19 protein-coding genes are annotated in these 16511 nt (G+C 38.8%); 5 read left to right on the top strand and 14 right to left on the bottom strand.

All coding sequences use genetic code 11. From position 1 onward, the window contains the following. Window positions 1–84: 84 nt before the first annotated feature. Entirely contained in the window at window positions 85–1497 is a 1413-nt protein-coding gene (gene lysA / locus HGD76_RS21535; protein ID WP_168696985.1) for a diaminopimelate decarboxylase, read from the bottom strand. 125 nt (window positions 1498–1622) lie between these two features. On the opposite strand from lysA, the gene rimI reads away from it, so the two are divergent. Then, window positions 1623–2144, top strand: coding sequence for a ribosomal protein S18-alanine N-acetyltransferase (gene rimI, locus HGD76_RS21530; protein WP_168696984.1), 522 nt, complete (start codon window positions 1623–1625; stop codon window positions 2142–2144). Window positions 2145–2280: 136 nt separating this feature from the next. On the opposite strand, the gene HGD76_RS21525 is transcribed toward rimI, so the two are convergent. From HGD76_RS21525 to petB, 4 genes are all read right to left on the bottom strand, one after another. Next, window positions 2281–2652, bottom strand: coding sequence for a hypothetical protein (locus HGD76_RS21525; protein ID WP_148763880.1), 372 nt, complete (start codon window positions 2650–2652; stop codon window positions 2281–2283). A 292-nt stretch (window positions 2653–2944) separates the two neighbouring features. Continuing rightward, on the bottom strand, window positions 2945–3388 hold the full coding sequence (locus HGD76_RS21520) for an ATP-binding protein (RefSeq protein ID WP_015083375.1): 444 nt from the start codon (window positions 3386–3388) through the stop codon (window positions 2945–2947). A 340-nt stretch (window positions 3389–3728) separates the two neighbouring features. Then, window positions 3729–4211, bottom strand: coding sequence for a cytochrome b6-f complex subunit IV (gene petD, locus HGD76_RS21515; RefSeq protein WP_015083376.1), 483 nt, complete (start codon window positions 4209–4211; stop codon window positions 3729–3731). A 182-nt stretch (window positions 4212–4393) separates the two neighbouring features. Continuing rightward, on the bottom strand, window positions 4394–5041 hold the full coding sequence (gene petB, locus HGD76_RS21510; RefSeq protein WP_015083377.1) for a cytochrome b6: 648 nt from the start codon (window positions 5039–5041) through the stop codon (window positions 4394–4396). A gap of 132 nt (window positions 5042–5173) precedes the next feature. On the opposite strand from petB, the gene HGD76_RS21505 reads away from it, so the two are divergent. From HGD76_RS21505 to HGD76_RS26015, 3 genes are all read left to right on the top strand, one after another. Further along, on the top strand, window positions 5174–5335 hold the full coding sequence (locus tag HGD76_RS21505; protein ID WP_168696983.1) for a hypothetical protein: 162 nt from the start codon (window positions 5174–5176) through the stop codon (window positions 5333–5335). 99 nt (window positions 5336–5434) lie between these two features. Then, window positions 5435–6682, top strand: a complete 1248-nt coding sequence (gene ctpA / locus HGD76_RS21500; RefSeq protein ID WP_168696982.1) for a carboxyl-terminal processing protease CtpA — start codon at window positions 5435–5437, stop codon at window positions 6680–6682. Between the two features lie 11 nt (window positions 6683–6693). Further along, complete coding sequence (locus HGD76_RS26015; protein ID WP_267904284.1) at window positions 6694–6825, top strand: hypothetical protein; 132 nt, start codon at window positions 6694–6696, stop codon at window positions 6823–6825. On the opposite strand, the gene HGD76_RS21495 is transcribed toward HGD76_RS26015, so the two are convergent. Then, on the bottom strand, window positions 6778–7530 hold the full coding sequence (locus tag HGD76_RS21495; RefSeq protein ID WP_168696981.1) for an MBL fold metallo-hydrolase: 753 nt from the start codon (window positions 7528–7530) through the stop codon (window positions 6778–6780). The two genes, HGD76_RS26015 and HGD76_RS21495, sit on opposite strands and share 48 nt — an antisense overlap. A gap of 164 nt (window positions 7531–7694) precedes the next feature. Here HGD76_RS21495 and HGD76_RS21490 point away from each other — a divergent pair, with 164 nt between their 5' ends. Next, window positions 7695–9179 carry a site-2 protease family protein gene (locus HGD76_RS21490; RefSeq protein ID WP_168696980.1) on the top strand — a complete coding sequence of 495 codons (1485 nt, stop codon included), beginning with the start codon at window positions 7695–7697 and terminating at the stop codon, window positions 9177–9179. A gap of 85 nt (window positions 9180–9264) precedes the next feature. Here HGD76_RS21490 and HGD76_RS21485 read toward each other — a convergent pair whose 3' ends face one another. From HGD76_RS21485 to lpxC, 8 genes are all read right to left on the bottom strand, one after another. After that, entirely contained in the window at window positions 9265–9840 is a 576-nt protein-coding gene (locus HGD76_RS21485) for a phycobiliprotein lyase (RefSeq protein ID WP_015083381.1), read from the bottom strand. A 270-nt stretch (window positions 9841–10110) separates the two neighbouring features. Then, window positions 10111–10917 carry a hypothetical protein gene (locus HGD76_RS21480; protein ID WP_168696979.1) on the bottom strand — a complete coding sequence of 269 codons (807 nt, stop codon included), beginning with the start codon at window positions 10915–10917 and terminating at the stop codon, window positions 10111–10113. Window positions 10918–10919: 2 nt separating this feature from the next. Next, entirely contained in the window at window positions 10920–11387 is a 468-nt protein-coding gene (locus tag HGD76_RS21475; RefSeq protein ID WP_168696978.1) for a deaminase domain-containing protein, read from the bottom strand. Window positions 11388–11475: 88 nt separating this feature from the next. After that, window positions 11476–12723 carry a DNA cytosine methyltransferase gene (locus tag HGD76_RS21470; protein WP_168696977.1) on the bottom strand — a complete coding sequence of 416 codons (1248 nt, stop codon included), beginning with the start codon at window positions 12721–12723 and terminating at the stop codon, window positions 11476–11478. A gap of 12 nt (window positions 12724–12735) precedes the next feature. After that, on the bottom strand, window positions 12736–13893 hold the full coding sequence (lpxB, locus tag HGD76_RS21465) for a lipid-A-disaccharide synthase (protein WP_168696976.1): 1158 nt from the start codon (window positions 13891–13893) through the stop codon (window positions 12736–12738). Between the two features lie 205 nt (window positions 13894–14098). Next, the gene (gene lpxA, locus HGD76_RS21460; RefSeq protein ID WP_168696975.1) at window positions 14099–14914 is read right to left on the bottom strand and encodes an acyl-ACP--UDP-N-acetylglucosamine O-acyltransferase; all 816 of its coding nucleotides are present in this window, start codon (window positions 14912–14914) and stop codon (window positions 14099–14101) included. Window positions 14915–15032: 118 nt separating this feature from the next. Continuing rightward, window positions 15033–15542, bottom strand: a complete 510-nt coding sequence (fabZ, locus tag HGD76_RS21455) for a 3-hydroxyacyl-ACP dehydratase FabZ (RefSeq protein ID WP_015083388.1) — start codon at window positions 15540–15542, stop codon at window positions 15033–15035. A gap of 53 nt (window positions 15543–15595) precedes the next feature. Next, entirely contained in the window at window positions 15596–16444 is an 849-nt protein-coding gene (gene lpxC, locus HGD76_RS21450) for a UDP-3-O-acyl-N-acetylglucosamine deacetylase (RefSeq protein ID WP_148767008.1), read from the bottom strand. Window positions 16445–16511 lie beyond the last annotated feature (67 nt).

The following is a 16511-nucleotide window of genomic DNA, read 5'->3' as shown; positions in this document are numbered from 1 at the left end:
GGTTAGGTTTTTGGAAATTATTGGTTTCATCTAATACTTTTCAAACAACCTCTTAGCTAATGACTAATGACCAAGGACTAATGACTATTTAAGTCTTTCCGGTAGGCAATCTTGTCGAATCAAATCTTGATAAGTTTCGCGCTGCAAAATTAAATTTGCTTCACCATTTGCCACTACAACTGCTGCCGGTCGGGGGAGACGATTGTAATTAGATGCCATACTGTAATTGTACGCACCAGTTCCCATAACTACGAGAATATCATTTGCTTCAGTTTTTGGTAGTTGGGCATTTTTAATCAGAATATCCCCTGATTCGCAGTGTTTACCAGCTAATGTGACCGTTTCAGTGCAGGGGGTAGATATTTTATTAGCAACTACTACCCGATAAACTGATTGGTAGGTGATAGGGCGGGGATTATCGGACATTCCGCCATCAATCGCTACGTAGGTGCGAATTTCGGGAATAACCTTCGTAGCACCAACAGTATAAGCAGTGACGCAAGATGTGGCTATGAGCGATCGCCCTGGTTCACAGAGTAACTTTGGTAAAGGCAGATTTTCCGAGATACAAGCAGTTTGTACAACCTCACAAATCGCCTTAGACCATTCCACAATGCTTGGTGGATCATCAGATTCTGTATATCTAATCCCTAAACCACCACCAACATTTAATTCTGTCACCTTTAATCCATGTTTAGCCGCATCTCTTAACCACTGCACCATCACAGCAGCTAAATCTCTATGTGGTTGACGTTCAAAAATTTGTGAACCAATATGAGCGTGTAACCCCACACAGTTTAAACTAGGCTGCTTACTTACAAAAGCAAATACTTCTTGTAAACCATGGGGATCAAAACCAAATTTACTATCTAAGTGTCCAGTACGAATATATTCGTGAGTATGGCATTCTATCCCGGGAGTTAAGCGTAGCATAATCCGAATGGGTGAAAGATCAGAATTTTCTGTGTTCTCCCCTGCTATCTTCACCAGCAGATCTAATTCATGCCAGTTATCCGCTACAATAGTACATCCAGACTGAATCGCTAAAACTAACTCATCATGAGATTTGTTATTTCCATGTAAGTAAATCTTATCAGGACTCATACCCGCATTCAGCGCAGTATAAAGTTCGCCACCGGATACTACATCAATTCCTAACCCTTCTGAGGCAACAATGGCACAAACAGCTAAACAATTCCATGCCTTAGAAGCATAAAGTACCTGAGATTCTCCCTGGTAATATTCCTTAAAGGTATCTCGATATTGCCTACAAGCTGTCCGCAGGGTTTCCTCATCTAAAATATATAAAGGTGAAGCAAACTGTTCAACTAGGGTTGTGACATCACACCCACCGATTTCCAGATGATCATGATCATTAACTCTTGCTGTCAAAGGTAAGAGTTGTTGGTTAGGAGAAATATCAGCACTGTCACCAGTTGTTGACTGTAAATATTGACGGCCAGAAAGTTGAAATTCGACGGGGTAAGTCGATACCATAACTAATAAGAGTTGTCTTTGTGAAAAATCAGGCCATGAGTATATGTCCTGATTTCCAGTTTAACCTCTCATTGGTAATGGATAATTGGTAATTGGTAATTAACCTTCCTCAATCCTCAAAAATTGTGATTTCATCCGACTTAAAAATTCAATCTTTAACCACAGATAATTTAACTGAACTATTAGAACTAGATAAAGCTTGTTTTGATGGTTTATGGACTATGGAAGGCTACCTGCGGGAGTTAGAAAGTCCTAATAGTCATTTTTTGGGTTTATTTTCCCCTTTTAATCATTCTGAACTCTTGGGAATGGGGTGCTTTTGGTCAATTCTAGAAGAAGCACACATTACAATTTTGGCAGTTCATCCCCAATATCATGGTCAAGGGCTAGGAAAAGCCTTATTATATTCCCTTCTGCAAACTGCGGCTGATCTTGGTTTGGAAAGAGCTACCCTCGAAGTCCGCGATTCTAACTACGTTGCTATTTCTTTGTATCAAAAGTTTGGTTTCAAAACTGCGGGAAAACGACGGGGTTATTACAAAGATAACAATGAGGATGCCTTGATTCTTTGGCTTTCTGAACTACAACAACCACATTTTTTCAAAAATCTAGATCAATGGGCAACTTTCATGAGTTCACCCTTCTAGATAGATTCCAACCGACAACCGACAACTTACTAATACACTGCGGCGTAAATGAGACAACCATTCCCAATCGCCAAAAATCTTACTCCATCTTACTTTTGACTTTTGACTTTTGACTTTTGACTTCCGCCTTGCGGTGCTAATCTTCCAGTGATTGGGCTTGAACTTCAACCGCTGTCACATCAATTGTTCCTTCCGGTGTGAAGCGTTGGAATTGAAAGTTTTTAACTAATAGTTGTTCACCGCAGTTAACACATTGTACTTGGCTATTATTTACCCCTGTTAATTCATATCCACATACGGGACACTGGTTAGTAACTAGATTTTTTGCTAACCACCAACGAAACCCCAAGAATGCTACCACAGGTAAAAAAAACAATAACCCCAAAATAATTACTAAAGAATTAACTAACCAGCCTAATCCCAATGATGCTAATAGCCAGGCGATTGCTAACAGGGTCAACCAAGGGCGGATCTTTTCAAAATTGAATTGCAAGTTTTTAAAGGTCATGTCTCTTTCTTTGTGCTATTGACTCTAGGATAGCGAGTTTAGTCCTGGGTTATCCCCCAGTAATACAGGTATTTCATCAGCCATTGCTTCTAAATATACAATCCTCAAGTTTGCTTGCGAGGTTATTATGCAAAAATCAGCTAGACGATCATGAAATATTAATTCTTCTTTAAATATTATTTTTGATGCGGAAGAAAATTGCTTTCGTTGCGTCTGATCACCAGAAATATCAGACAATAACCCCAAACTGTCATCATTTTGACTTTTAACTTCCCCTTGGCGGTGCTGATTCTTAATGTTGTCCTTCTAAACAATATTTAACAATTAACAGGCAATTTCTAGTATCTGAATCACGTTCATAGACTACTTTATCTGCCAAACGGCGGAGTAAAAACCACCCATATCCACCTACTTGCAGAGTCCCCGGTTCTGGCTCAGTGATCACGTCAGGATTAAATGGTTTTCCATAATCCCAAATTCTTATTTCCAGTTTATCAATCCATAAACTGACTTGAATTTCTATAGTTGTTTCCGGTGGTAAAGCATGATGAGCATGACGAACTGCGTTGGTAAAGCCTTCTGCTAATGCTAGGTTAAGACAATAAACTTGGGTATCTGACCAGCCATATTTAGGTAAATATCGCTCACAGAATTCTTCAAACCATTGTTGTACTTGGATCAAGAGTTTAAGATCGCTCTTTACCGTTTGATGGTCTTGCTGCACTATGCTAAGCATTGACCGTGACTTGAATAGAAAGTAATTGAAAAGTATTTGCGTTTTTTTGTGATTTGATAATTTCACATTTAGGAATTTAGTTAACGTCTGTTGATCTTCAAAAGCATATCTCTTTTGAAATATCAGTAACAAGTAGACCATAAAAGATTTACGGCTAGTACCGCAGGGCGGAATTAAAAATTAACAATTAAAAATTAAAAAGCAGATGGTATAAGCTTTTCAGGGATTTTTAATGGTTGCTTAACTTACGCCGTATTGTACTAGTTGTTTGTCAGATATTATCCCGTATATGCTCTTGAAAATTACAGACGTTACTGGATTTAGTTTTGACTGAACTATCTTAGAACAATCCTAAAGTTAAGGATTTGTCTAATGGGAGTGCAGCACCAATACCTAGCCACAGGGTAACAAGAGTCCCAAAAAGAAATACTGTTGTTGCTACAGGGCGACGGAAGGGGTTTTGAAACTTATTCACGTTTTCCAAGAAAGGAACGAGAATTAGTCCCAAGGGGACAGCAGCCATTGCTAATACACCTAATAGTTTACTAGGTAATGAGCGGAGAATCTGGAATACAGGATATAAGTACCACTCTGGCAAAATTTCCAAAGGAGTAGCGAAAGGATTGGCTGGTTCACCGATCATCGCGGGATCTAGAGTTGCTAGAGCCACAATACAGGCGAAAGAACCCATAATGACGACTGGGAATATATAGAGCAAATCGTTGGGCCAAGCAGGTTCACCATAGTAATTGTGACCCATGCCTTGGGCAAGTTTAGCTCTCAATTTGGGATCGCTCAGATCCGGTTTTTTTTGCGTTGACATTTTTAAATTCGCTCTCCGACTGAAGTGAAGTTAAAGAATTGGTGAAAGCTATCAACAATACAACTAGCTCAAGTTTCCGATGGTAGTTTATGTCTACAACTTACAAGTTATTTTCTCTTTAGTTTAAAACAAACTACGATGATCTGGAAACACAAGTTTTGCCTATTTGCTAATAACTTTGATTACAAAGGTCCAGAAATACCTTGTTTGCGAATCATCAGGAAGTGGAACAACATGAAGACGGCAATTAACCAAGGAAGAACGAAGGTGTGAGCGCTATAGTAGCGGGTAAGTGTAGCTTGACCAACACTAGAACCACCACGGAGTAAATCGGAGATGAGAACGCCGACTACGGGAATGGCTTCTGGTACACCACTAACAATTTTTACAGCCCAGTAACCAACTTGATCCCAAGGCAGAGAGTAGCCTGTTACACCGAAGGAAACGGTGATAACTGCGAGGATAACACCACTGATCCAGGTTAATTCGCGGGGCTTTTTGAAGCCACCAGTTAGATAAACGCGGAAGGTGTGGAGAATCATCATTAATACCATCATGCTGGCTGACCAGCGGTGAATGGAGCGAATTAACCAACCGAAGTTGACTTCATTCATGATGTACTCGACAGAGGAGAAAGCTTCAGCAACTGTAGGTTTGTAGTAGAATGTCATCGCAAATCCAGTGGCGAACTGAATCAGGAAGCATACTAGGGTAATTCCACCTAAACAGTAGAAGATGTTAACGTGGGGAGGTACGTATTTGGTGGTGATATCATCAGCAATTTCTTGGAGATCCAAGCGTTCCTCAAACCAGTCATAAACGTTAGCCATACAATCCTAAGTTCCTAAAAATAGATTGCGGTTGATAAGTTTTGTGATGCGAAGCTTAGTCATGAGTGACTATTCAACTAACCTCAGTTAGAGGGTTCGCTTCTCGCTTCATCCAAGAGAATGGGCTTCTATTTGTCCACGAGCGTAAATTCGGGTGTAACTCACCCTATTTTTGAGAAATCTTCCTGTATCTTGTCTTTACGAGCCAACGTTAACTATGTTGACCCCAAAGATGATTTTATCGTTGATCAGGAAGAATGGACATCTCACAAATTTGGACTAGCAAGTTTATGAGAAGAATGCACTTCTTCTATAAAAAAAGTAACATAGTCGAGAGATAGATTTCATCAGCAACTGATCATTACAGAAAGTTTTAGGGAATTTGAGTCTGAGATGGCACTGAAATTAGGGTTCATTCACAAACGGTTTTGGCGGCTAGGATGTTTACTACTATTGCTTTTTGGTTTGGTGTTGACAGGATATGTTCCTCCGGCTTCAGCTTTGACCCCAGAACAGAAGCTAGTTTATGAAGTGTGGCGAATTGTTAATCGCTCTTATTTAGATGGGACTTTTAACCATCAAAGCTGGCTTGATGTGCGACAAAAGGCGTTAAAAGGCAACTTTGCCAACCATGAAGCAGCTTATTCTACTATTCAGTCTATGCTGAAGAGCCTGGATGATCCTTTTACCCGGTTTCTTGAGCCTGAGAAGTATCGCAGTTTGCAAGTTAGCACTGCTGGAGAATTAACTGGGGTGGGTTTACAAATTACTCTCAATCCACGTGGTGGTTTGGAGGTAATTACACCTATTGAAGATTCTCCAGCCGACAAAGCGGATTTAAAACCACGCGATCGCATTTTGAAGATTGAGGGTTTATCTACAGAGAATTTGACTCTTGATGAGGCTGCGGCACGAATGCGTGGATCAAGGGGCAGCGTTGTTACGCTTTTAATTGGCAGGGAAGGAGAAAAGGACCGGGAAGTTATCTTGGTGCGCGATCGCATTGCTCTTAATCCTGTTGTCTCTGACTTACGATTATCCCCGGAAGGAACCAAGATTGGTTATTTGTCCCTGAGTCAATTTAGTGCCAATGCCGTTACTGAGTTGGCACACGCTATTTCTATTCTAGAAAAAAAAGGCGCGTCTGCCTATATTCTTGATTTAAGAAATAATCCGGGTGGACTCTTACAAGCGGGAATTGAAATTGCTCGTTTATGGTTAGACTCTGGCACAATCGTTTACACTGCCAACCGTCAAGGCATTCAGGGAACTTACGAAGCCTTTGGTCCAGCCTTAACCACAGATCCTTTAGTAATTATCGTTAATCAAGGAACTGCCAGCGCCAGCGAAATCCTCGCAGGTGCTTTACAAGATAATCATCGCGCCCAATTAGTCGGGGAAACGACTTTTGGGAAGGGCTTAATTCAATCTTTGTTTGAATTATCGGACGGTTCTGGTTTGGCGGTGACAATTGCTAAATATGAAACTCCTAACCATCGAGATATTAATAAGTTGGGAATTAAGCCAGATCAAATTATTCCCCAAACATCACTTAACCGTGAACAAATCGGCACAAAGGCAGATGTTCAATATCAAGCGGCTATCGAACTTTTGAGTAAAAAATTGGTAATGGGTCATTAGTTAGTTGTCAGTTGTCAGTAGGGGCGAAGCATTTGGAAGATAAATTATCGGTCATTGCCAAAAATAGTTCTGCAAATGCTTCGCCCGTACAGTTGTCAGTGGTTAGTGGGAAGAATTTCCTTCCCTGTTCCCTGTTCCCGTAAAGTTGCTAAATTCAAGTTGGTGATTTTTTGGTAAGCTTGGTCTATACAGGGTTTACCCCTGAGATAACCTGTATTAGCTCCGGGGCATAAATAAGTTAAGGTTTGTGGTGTAAAGCGATCGCTTAATAATTTAACGCTTTTGAGTTGTCGTGGCCAATGAAAAGTTTTAGAAGTGCGTAGTGGCACAGGTTCGCCGTGCTGGTTAGGAAGTAAATGCCGTCCAGAAAATAACACGCCGTCAAATTCACGATAGTATAGACAAGAAGAGCCTGGAGAATGGCCTGGTGTCCAAATTATTTGCGTTGTGGCATTAAGAGTGAACTCATCAGTAAAAGTGGTGACAGTTGAACCAGGCAATAAATAGGCTTCTTGTTCTTGGATGAGAATTTCGCAATTTAAGATTTGCTGATATTCTGCGGCTTTACCAATAGCACCACGATGACTGATAAAAAACCACTTGACTCCCCCATGCAAGGACAAAAAATCCTGGTTTATCTGTTCTAAAGCTGGGCAATCTATGAGAATATTCCCTGCATTTGTAATAATGAAGTAAGATGTTGCTCCTAAAGTGTCCCGATTAGGTGGAAAAGCAAAAATACTGTTGGGTGTCAAAACTAAAGGATTTTCCGCCTTTGATGGGCTTTTTAGGGATATAGAGCGTGGTTGTTTAGTCTGATGACTGGACTGCTGAGGAAAAGAAGACATAAATGAAAAAACTCAAATTCGGAAGTGGTGAACAATCAGGTTACAGTGTATTTACCATGACTATTAACTGTGATTAAAAAATTAAGGCGTGCAGTCTTATTTGTCATCAAAATCTGTAACAGAAATTATAGGTAAGGCATTCTATCAAACATAGTGAAGATAATATGGCATTTTGGTTTCTCCTCGTTTTCGTTTTGGGGTCATTGACTTATTTAATGATGCAGCACAGTGTTGCACGGGCTACAAGAACCCCTATATGGTTATTGTGGTTGGTTTTAATGACACCGGCATTTGTATTGACTGGTTGGACGCTGGTACATGGGATCAAACAAGCTCCCCCATCAGCATTAATTCTCTGGATATCAGGGGGTTGTTTATTATTATATTGGCTATTGTTTAATAGGGGTCGGCAATTACCCGTAGATCCACAAAATCAATCTCCAGAAAATCAGGGACAAGCAAGTAATAATTCTGCTCAAGAAACAGTACCAGTCCGTCCCATTGATTTAGCAGAAGAAAGTCAACTACGAAATTGTTTTCCCTGGTCTGTATATTATGTGCAAAATATTGAGTATCGTCCCCAAGCCGTAATTTGTCGGGGACAGTTGCGAACTATGGCTAGTGAGGCTTATGAGCAAATTAAAGCTAATATTGAAGGACAATTTGGCGATCGCTTTCTCATCATATTTCAAGAAGGAATAAATGGTAAACCCTTCTTTGTTTTAGTTCCTAATCCTCAAGTAGTTAGACAAAATAACCACCGCGATTCCGAAAAAATTACTCGACCAGGGTTAGCATTACTATTATTAGTAGCAACTTTATTTAGCACTACCTTTGTCGGATTGAGAATTGCAGGTTTTCAAGTCAATTCGCTAGAATCTTATTTGACATTATTTTTTAACGGTGTACCTTATGCTTTAGGGTTAATAACTATTTTAGGAACTCATGAACTAGGTCATTACTTAACAGCAAGATTCTATAAAATTCGCTCCACATTGCCTTATTTTATTCCTATACCTTATTTCTTAGGAACATTTGGTGCTTTTATTAAAATGGGGAGTCCTGTCCCTCACCGCAAAGCTTTATTTGATGTCAGTATTGCTGGACCATTGGCAGGATTTATGATGACTATACCTTTATTGATTTGGGGTTTAGCTCATTCGGAAATAGTAGCTTTACCGGAAAAAACCGGAATGTTAAACCCCAATGCACTTAATCCTCAATATTCGATTTTATTAGCTTTACTTTCAAAATTAGCCTTGGGAAGTGAATTAACCGCAAAATCTGCCATTGATTTACATCCAGTTGCAGTTGCAGGTTTCTTAGGATTAATTGTCACCGCATTGAATTTGATGCCCGTGGGACAACTAGATGGTGGTCACATTGTTCATGCTATGTTTGGACAACGGACTGCTGTTTTCATTGGTCAAATTGCTAGATTATTATTATTAATGCTTTCGTTTATTAGAGAAGAATTTTTATTGTGGGCAATTATTTTATTATTCGTTCCCTTAATTGATGAACCTGCTTTAAATGATGTCACAGAATTAGATAATAAACGGGATTTTATGGGATTAATGTCAATGGCTTTATTGTTATTGATTATTTTACCATTACCCCAATTCTTAGCTCGTTTATTGCAGATTTAGGACAAATTTAACTATAAACGTGATATAGAGGCAGGTAATAGTTGTCAATTATCAATTACCAGCCTCAATATTGTAGTTTAAGGTTTTAATTTGTGGGTGCGTTAATTGAATTAGCGGCTTCCGTAGCCTTTTTAGAAGCATCCGTGCTACCCATGCGGATTTCAGAGGTGAAGGAAGCCATACTAAAGCCACCAAACCGCTTCAGAACACTTACTCGCATCCGCAAGTTAGGACTGGCAAACCATAGCCTTTCTTCAGACCACATGGTTTCATACTCAGTAATCAGAGTTAAAGCCCCATCATCACCGATTTTATAGCTACCAGCAACGGGAGCTTTTTCGGCATAACCCATTTCTCGGAGTAATTTACCTTCATCTGGGTTATCTGCATTCGGGACTGTGGCTAAAACGGTCGAACCCTGGTGTTTTTCTTCGTCCCATTCCATTGTGCCATTCCAGGTAACTCGCGCCCCACAGGAAGCTGTATGAGCCGCAATTTCATACTGTTCACACAGTTTGATTACTTCTGGATGATCAGCGGCTAACATCTCAATCACGATGTCTGATTTGCCGTCTTCTGACTGCTTAAAAGCTAAATGGTGACTAGTGCGATGAGAAAACCACTTTCCAGCACTTAATTCAAAAAATTCTTCAATGTTCATAAATAAAGTTATTCTGCATCATAATTTTAACAATCTCTTGACTCCAATTTACTTCTTCATTATGTATAATTCCTATAATTTTGTAAATCGGTTTCAGAAATTTGATCGGCTGGAACAAACTTGTAATGTTTCTCCTGCACGATTCTTACTTCACCTTCATATATTGTCAGTTCAAACATAGCAATAAGCTTTTCTCAAAAATCATCAGTTGAAAATATTTAACCAAGATTTATTTTAAATATGGAAATTATTTGGGGATAGATATTAATATTATTTATCAGAAGCCAAAAATCTTAACAACAAATCTTGTTTTTCCAAATTTGTATTTCCTTGAGACTGATTATTCCCGACTACTTTAAAAAAATAGTCCCGTATTTTAGTAATATGTTGAGTCATTTTACCAACTCCCTTTAAAGTATGAATACTTTTAGGTAAACGTCCACAAAAAACAGAGGGAACAACATCTAATAACCACCAATCAAAAAGTTCCCGTCTACCTTGTGATCCTGGAAAAATAGCATAACCCTGGAAGCAATCATCTAATATATTTAATATGGCTGCTCTGGTTTTCACAGACTCCAGCACTTGCAGCATATTCTCAAAAACATCAACAGCTTCATCCAGTGCTTGATATTGTCGCAAATAATTCTGATAATCCCGAAATGAAACGTTTAAATTTGGCTGATAATTATCGTTAAAATATGGCTGATAATTATGTTGAGAATATATCCAATCTCGAAAAAGATACTGAAATATATTACCAGTTATTGTTTCACGATTAAAACGAGCTGTCTCACCGGGTAAATAAGTTTTAATCGTTGGTTGTACAGCGATTCCCATAACTATAGCCATAAAAAAATAGCAATAACTTATATCTAAGCTATTTTTCTCTTTTTCTATTGCATCAAATACTTTGATTAAAGAATTTTCTAAACTTATTCCCTGAATGTTTTTTTCTTCATATAATTCTGCATAAGAACATCCATGAATTCTCTCTATGACTAAACGTAAAGAATCAGGAATTTTAGCAGATAAAATGAGAGGAGACTTTTCAACTTCATGCAATATGAATGTCATAGTTAATTGCTACTCGGAGGATAAGGATATGTCCAGGAGATAGTTATTTTTATCTCAGGAAATCTTTGCTCAAATTGATTTATAACACCTTGACAACTTTCACAAGGTTTTCTTTCTGTGTAAAGATACAGTTGCCCTCTAACGCGGTTATTATCCTTATTGTAGATAAATTCTAAAGTTTCTGCAATGGCTGACAAAACCTTATATTCCGCATCAGTATCCATAATACGTTTTGAGTGAGAATCTACAGCAGGTTCAAAATTTCCCCCCCTTGACTTAGGTTCTGGTAGAGGTGCTGGACTGTTGGCTCTAGATGTTGCACCCATTCCAAAAGCTTTACCATCTTCTAATCGTACCTCGACAATAGCAATATTACCTTTCGGAAATGGTCTGTTAGGATTAGGAGATATCTCTGGAAAATATATCTCTCGAATATTAGCCGCATCTGAGATTAAATCTGGTTCTTCCATATTGGATTTATAATAATCAAATAATTAATGCAGCCACAGTAAAATTACTATATTAGCTAAATAAATGCGCTAAATAAATGCCAAAAATTCATTTTTTCCTAGTTCTCGGTTCTATAACATGAGGATTGACTCCAAAATATTTTGCGGCTGTTGACATATTAAGTTTCAATAAACTAATGTCCCCTAATTTTTTAACACCTTGACCTTGAGAAGATGTGATATCTAAAACTCTAATAATTTCCTCTGCGACTGCTTGCGCTAAAAGCGGAGGAACAGAATTACCAATTTGTCGAAAACCATGCCATTTTGTGGGATGAAATCTAAACCAATCAGGATAGGAATGTAACCGTGCAGCTTCCCTGACAGTGATACATCTGGGGATAAAAGGATGGATGGGACGAGGAGAAGTAAATGCACCTTTATTACTGGGTGTTCCGGCTCTTAAAGTATTACATAAACCATGAGGATCAAGTTTATGAAAACGACTAATTGATTCAATTTTACCATGAGGTGTTGATGCAAATCTTTCCATAGATTCAGGTGAATGTTTGCTTCTTAAACTTGATGTTAGTAAGGTCAGATCATATTGACGTTTATAGGCATAGTTATTTTTTGCAGTTGCCAGATTACGCAGTTTTTTAGCATAATTACTAGGTTTACTAAATTCAGTTAATATCCAATCTTGTTGATATAATTCTGGATAGTTTTCTATGACTGGTAAATCTTGTAATGCGTCCCAAACTGTAGGAGATTTTAGATTAGGGAATATCATCTTTTCTGGATATTTCGGTAATTCTAAATCTTCACGCGCACCTAGTAAAAATAATCTTTCCCGATTTTGTGGTACTCCATAATTAGCTGCATTTAAAACTTGATAATTTGCATCAACTTGATAACCACTTTCAGTAAATTGATTAATGATTTCAGCAATAAATTCTTGGTGTTTTCCTACTGTCATTCCTTTGACATTTTCTAATACAAAAAACTTGGGTTGTAATTCTACAACCAATCTAATAAAATGGAAAACTAAAGAGTTTCTTGGATCATCAAAAGAACGTTTTCCCATTAATGAAAAACCTTGACATGGTGGACCACCAAAAACCACATCAATTTCTTGATTAGCAATTTGAGAACTATTCCTAATTTCCTTCCCTGTTGTCTCTTCTACACTTTTACAGATCACCGTCCAAAAGGGAAAGTTAAATTTATGGATTGCACAATGAATTGGATCTATTTCCACAGATGCCAGAATATCAAAACCAGCTTGTTCAAAGCCTAACGTCATTCCTCCTGCACCTGCAAACAAGTCAACTGCAATTGGTCGGGTTTTTGCCATTTTAACTATTATCTACTTTTTCATTGCTAAAATTTCTTTTGCAGTGCGATCGCATACTCCCAATTCTCCCAAACAATGGCGCATTTCTTGATAATCTAATAAAGTTTTTTGTCTTTTTTCAGGATTTAATAACAATTCCATGGCTGCTTCAACAATATTATCGGCTGTGGCTTGTTCCTGTAAAAATTCGGGAACAATTTCCCGCATGACAACTAAATTTACTGGAGAAGCAAAGGGAATTGAACCTTTAAGAATATGACGCACAATCCAAGCAGTAATGGGATGAAGACAATAAACTACAACTTGGGGGACATTTAATAATGCAAGTTCTAAATTGACAGTTCCCGATTTAGTAATTGCGAAATCAGCCGCAGCAAAAATATCCTTTTGTTGATCTGATACTAGTGTAGCTTTTAAACCGTAATCTTTAATTGCTGCTGTAATTGGTTGTCTAAATGTTTCCAAAGATAGAGGAATCCAAAAATGGACATTTGGTAATTTAGATTGGATATTTTGGGCAGCTTGAAAAATCATTGGTAAAAGATATTTTAATTCTTGATGACGGGAAGCTGGTAACAGGGTAATTGCGATTTCTGCGGGTTTAATTCCTAATTTCTCTCTGGCAATTTCTCGATTTGGTGCATTTGCCATTCTATCAATTAAAGGATGTCCTACCCAACAAACCTTTGCCCCATTTTGCTGATAATATCGCGCTTCTTCAGGGAAAATTGCTAATAGTTTATCTGTAAAACCAACAATGCGGTTGGTATTCTGAAAACTCATAGACCATACCCACTCTTGAGGAGCGATATAATAAGCCACAGGTACATCTGGCAAATTTTCCCTCATAAATGTGCCAATTCCCAGATTTGGCCCCATATAGTCAATTAAGACTACTAAATCAGGGGGATTTTTCTTTAAGTAAGCGATCGCTTGGCGTTGTACCCTTAAAGTAGGGATAACATAAGGCAAAGACTCAATCAAACCCATTGAACCAATACCGCTAGTATCCCCCAAAATTTTCGCCCCAGCTTCCGCCATTTTCTCCCCACCCAAAGCGATAATTTCCAATATCAAACCCGTAACAACAGCTTGACGTTGCAGTGCTGCAATCAAAAGCGAACCCTGTAAATCCCCAGAAACTTCGCCAGTGCTAATAAATATCCGCATTTTAAAACTTTAGATTTGAGATTTTTACGCCCTTTCCCAGTTGAAAATTACCTACTTTCTTCTTCTTCTTCTTCTTCTTCTTTTCTTCCTTCGCTGCCTTCGCTCCTTCGTGGTTCATTAAATCCATATTCGTCCGACAAAAACAGAGTAACTGGTAAACTTTAAGGACGGGAAAACCCCGTCCCTACATCTAACTGACTATTCATTATTCATCACTGACAGATTTTCTGCCCTTTCCGGGAATTAAACCGCGTCTTCCGGGCATTTGGGAAAGGAGTAAAAAACGGCGAAGATGTTTTAATTGTTCTGAATCTCCTAAATTTTCTAACTCTTGTAAAGCATCTTTAAATAGGAAATCAGAACGATAGAGAAGACGGAAAGCTTTTTTAATTAATTGGAAATCACTAGCAGCCATTTCCGAACGTTTTAATCCTACCAAATTGAGCGATCGCACTTTCGCCGGATTTCCTTCCACCAACATATAAGGAGGGACATCCCTATCAATGCGTGTCATTCCGCCCACCATAGACATAGTTCCTATGTGAACAAATTGATGCACACCTAAAACGCCGCTCAGTCTAGCTCGTGATTCAATATGTACATGACCCGCCAATGCTACAGAATTAGCAATAATGACAGAATCTTTAATCAGGCAATTATGACCTACATGAACATAAGCCATTAATAAATTGCCATTACCGATTACCGTCGCTTCACCCCTGCCAGTAGCGCGGTTAATCGTCACGTATTCACGGATGGAATTATTGTTACCAATTTTTACCCAAGTCGGTTCTCCCACGTATTTGAGATCCTGGGGCTGCATACCGATAGCTGCACCGGGAAAAATCTGATTTCCCGTACCAATTTCACAAAGGCCTTCTAGGACGACATGAGCGCCAATTACAGTGTCTGCACCAACTCTAACATTCTCGCCGATCACAGCATAAGCGCCGACTTGCACTGTTGAGTGGAGTTCCGCATTAGGATGGATGACAGCAGTTGGATGAATAAGTGTTTTCAAAGGTGAATCTCCAAAACTAAGTGCTACTTGCTAATTTATTCAATTAAGAAACGTGTCGGGCAAAGTTCAGTTATGTGTGAGGGCGAAAATCTAAAATCCTGTTATGGTATAATAAATTTTAACTAATCAAAGAAAACATTAGTTCTCCTTCAGCGGCCAATTGTCCATCAACTTCCGCTCGTCCTTTCATTTTCCCGAACCGACGCTGCTTCACCCACAACAGTTCCACCGTCATTACCAGTTGATCTCCAGGAACAATTTGCCGACGGAAACGGACTTTATCAATACCAGCAAAGACAAATAGTCCTCCTTTTGATTCCGGCATTTGCGTCATCACAATCCCACCGACTTGTGCCATGGCTTCGATAATTAGCACACCTGGCATCAGCGATCGCCCTGGAAAATGCCCTTGAAATTGGGGTTCATTAAAGGTAACATTTTTAATACCCACGGCTTTTTTACCAGGTACATAATCAATAATCCGATCTACCAGTAAAAATGGATAGCGATGAGGTAAGAGTTCCTGAATTTCCTCAATACTAAAGGTAGTTTTTATAGTCTGTGGATTGACATTATCCTCACTTGATGTATTCAATTCCTGGGAATTAGGTTCGGTAATAGTGGACATTAGTGGTACGTTGTTTGAATAATTAAACACTAAGATGGGTAAATTTGGGAATTTTAGATCAGTTCTAAAATTTTCCGTGCCAGTTGAATGTGTAAATTATGACTAGCTTTGTAAGCCAAAAAATGAGCAACAGGGAAAATTCCCAGTAAACTTAAATCTCCGACTAGATCCAAGATTTTATGACGAACTGGTTCATTTGCAAATCGTAATGGTGGATTTAGCCAACCTTCCACCCCACAAACTAGGGCATTAGCCAAACTACCACCTTTAATTAATCCCGACTTTTGCAGATGTTCGATTTGATGCTGTAACCCAAAAGTCCGTGCTGGCGCAATTTCTGAAGCAAAGTCAGCAGAAGATTTTTCTAAACTTGTCGTTAATAACCAACTGTGCCATTGATTACCAATTGCCGCCAAATTAAAATCTATCCCATAGCTAAATCTGGTTTCTGGTGCCGGTAGGGCGCAAACAAAAGTATCACCTTCATAAATCCAAATCGGTTCGGTAATAACGACAGGTGCAGGTAAATTACTCACCATTTGGGCAAATAAACCAACTTCAGCAATTCTTTCACACCAAACTTGAGCAGAACCATCTAAAAGCGGTACTTCCGGTCCATCAATTTCAATTCTGGCATTATCCACCCCCATAGCCGCCAAAGCAGCTAATAAATGTTCCACAGTGCGAACACAGACTTGACCCTTACCCAATTGAGTAGAAAGCACAGTCTGACTCACAGCCGCAACTTGGGCGGGAATAATTGGTGAATTCGGTAAATCTACCCGGACAAAAAAACGATTACTTCCTGGTGGTGCTGGTAATATTCGTACTTGAGTATTGACCCCACTGTGTAACCCCACACCAGTCTGAGTAATTTCCCCAGCTAAAGTATGTTGCTGCATCATCTAACAATCCAAATATTGTAGTTAGTATTGCTCAAAACTCTGATTATTCTTGTCTGAAAAATAT

Source organism: Dolichospermum flos-aquae CCAP 1403/13F, from assembly GCF_012516395.1.
Lineage (GTDB): Bacteria > Cyanobacteriota > Cyanobacteriia > Cyanobacteriales > Nostocaceae > Dolichospermum > Dolichospermum lemmermannii.
The sequence above is the reverse complement of the archived record's forward strand: the minus strand, read 5'-3'. Positions and strand labels throughout refer to the sequence as shown.

Bases quoted from the DNA above. Each gene is read 5' to 3' on its own strand.
- lysA (WP_168696985.1), bottom strand. From the start codon at position 1,497: ATGGTATCGACTTACCCCGTCGAATTTCAACTTTCTGGCCGTCAATAT.
- HGD76_RS21525 (WP_148763880.1), bottom strand. From the start codon at position 2,652: ATGACCTTTAAAAACTTGCAATTCAATTTTGAAAAGATCCGCCCTTGG.
- HGD76_RS21520 (WP_015083375.1), bottom strand. From the start codon at position 3,388: ATGCTTAGCATAGTGCAGCAAGACCATCAAACGGTAAAGAGCGATCTT.
- petD (WP_015083376.1), bottom strand. From the start codon at position 4,211: ATGTCAACGCAAAAAAAACCGGATCTGAGCGATCCCAAATTGAGAGCT.
- petB (WP_015083377.1), bottom strand. From the start codon at position 5,041: ATGGCTAACGTTTATGACTGGTTTGAGGAACGCTTGGATCTCCAAGAA.
- ctpA (WP_168696982.1), top strand. From the start codon at position 5,435: ATGGCACTGAAATTAGGGTTCATTCACAAACGGTTTTGGCGGCTAGGA.
- HGD76_RS21495 (WP_168696981.1), bottom strand. From the start codon at position 7,530: ATGTCTTCTTTTCCTCAGCAGTCCAGTCATCAGACTAAACAACCACGC.
- HGD76_RS21490 (WP_168696980.1), top strand. From the start codon at position 7,695: ATGGCATTTTGGTTTCTCCTCGTTTTCGTTTTGGGGTCATTGACTTAT.
- HGD76_RS21485 (WP_015083381.1), bottom strand. From the start codon at position 9,840: ATGAACATTGAAGAATTTTTTGAATTAAGTGCTGGAAAGTGGTTTTCT.
- HGD76_RS21480 (WP_168696979.1), bottom strand. From the start codon at position 10,917: ATGACATTCATATTGCATGAAGTTGAAAAGTCTCCTCTCATTTTATCT.
- HGD76_RS21475 (WP_168696978.1), bottom strand. From the start codon at position 11,387: ATGGAAGAACCAGATTTAATCTCAGATGCGGCTAATATTCGAGAGATA.
- HGD76_RS21470 (WP_168696977.1), bottom strand. From the start codon at position 12,723: ATGGCAAAAACCCGACCAATTGCAGTTGACTTGTTTGCAGGTGCAGGA.
- lpxB (WP_168696976.1), bottom strand. From the start codon at position 13,893: ATGCGGATATTTATTAGCACTGGCGAAGTTTCTGGGGATTTACAGGGT.
- fabZ (WP_015083388.1), bottom strand. From the start codon at position 15,542: ATGTCCACTATTACCGAACCTAATTCCCAGGAATTGAATACATCAAGT.
- lpxC (WP_148767008.1), bottom strand. From the start codon at position 16,444: ATGCAGCAACATACTTTAGCTGGGGAAATTACTCAGACTGGTGTGGGG.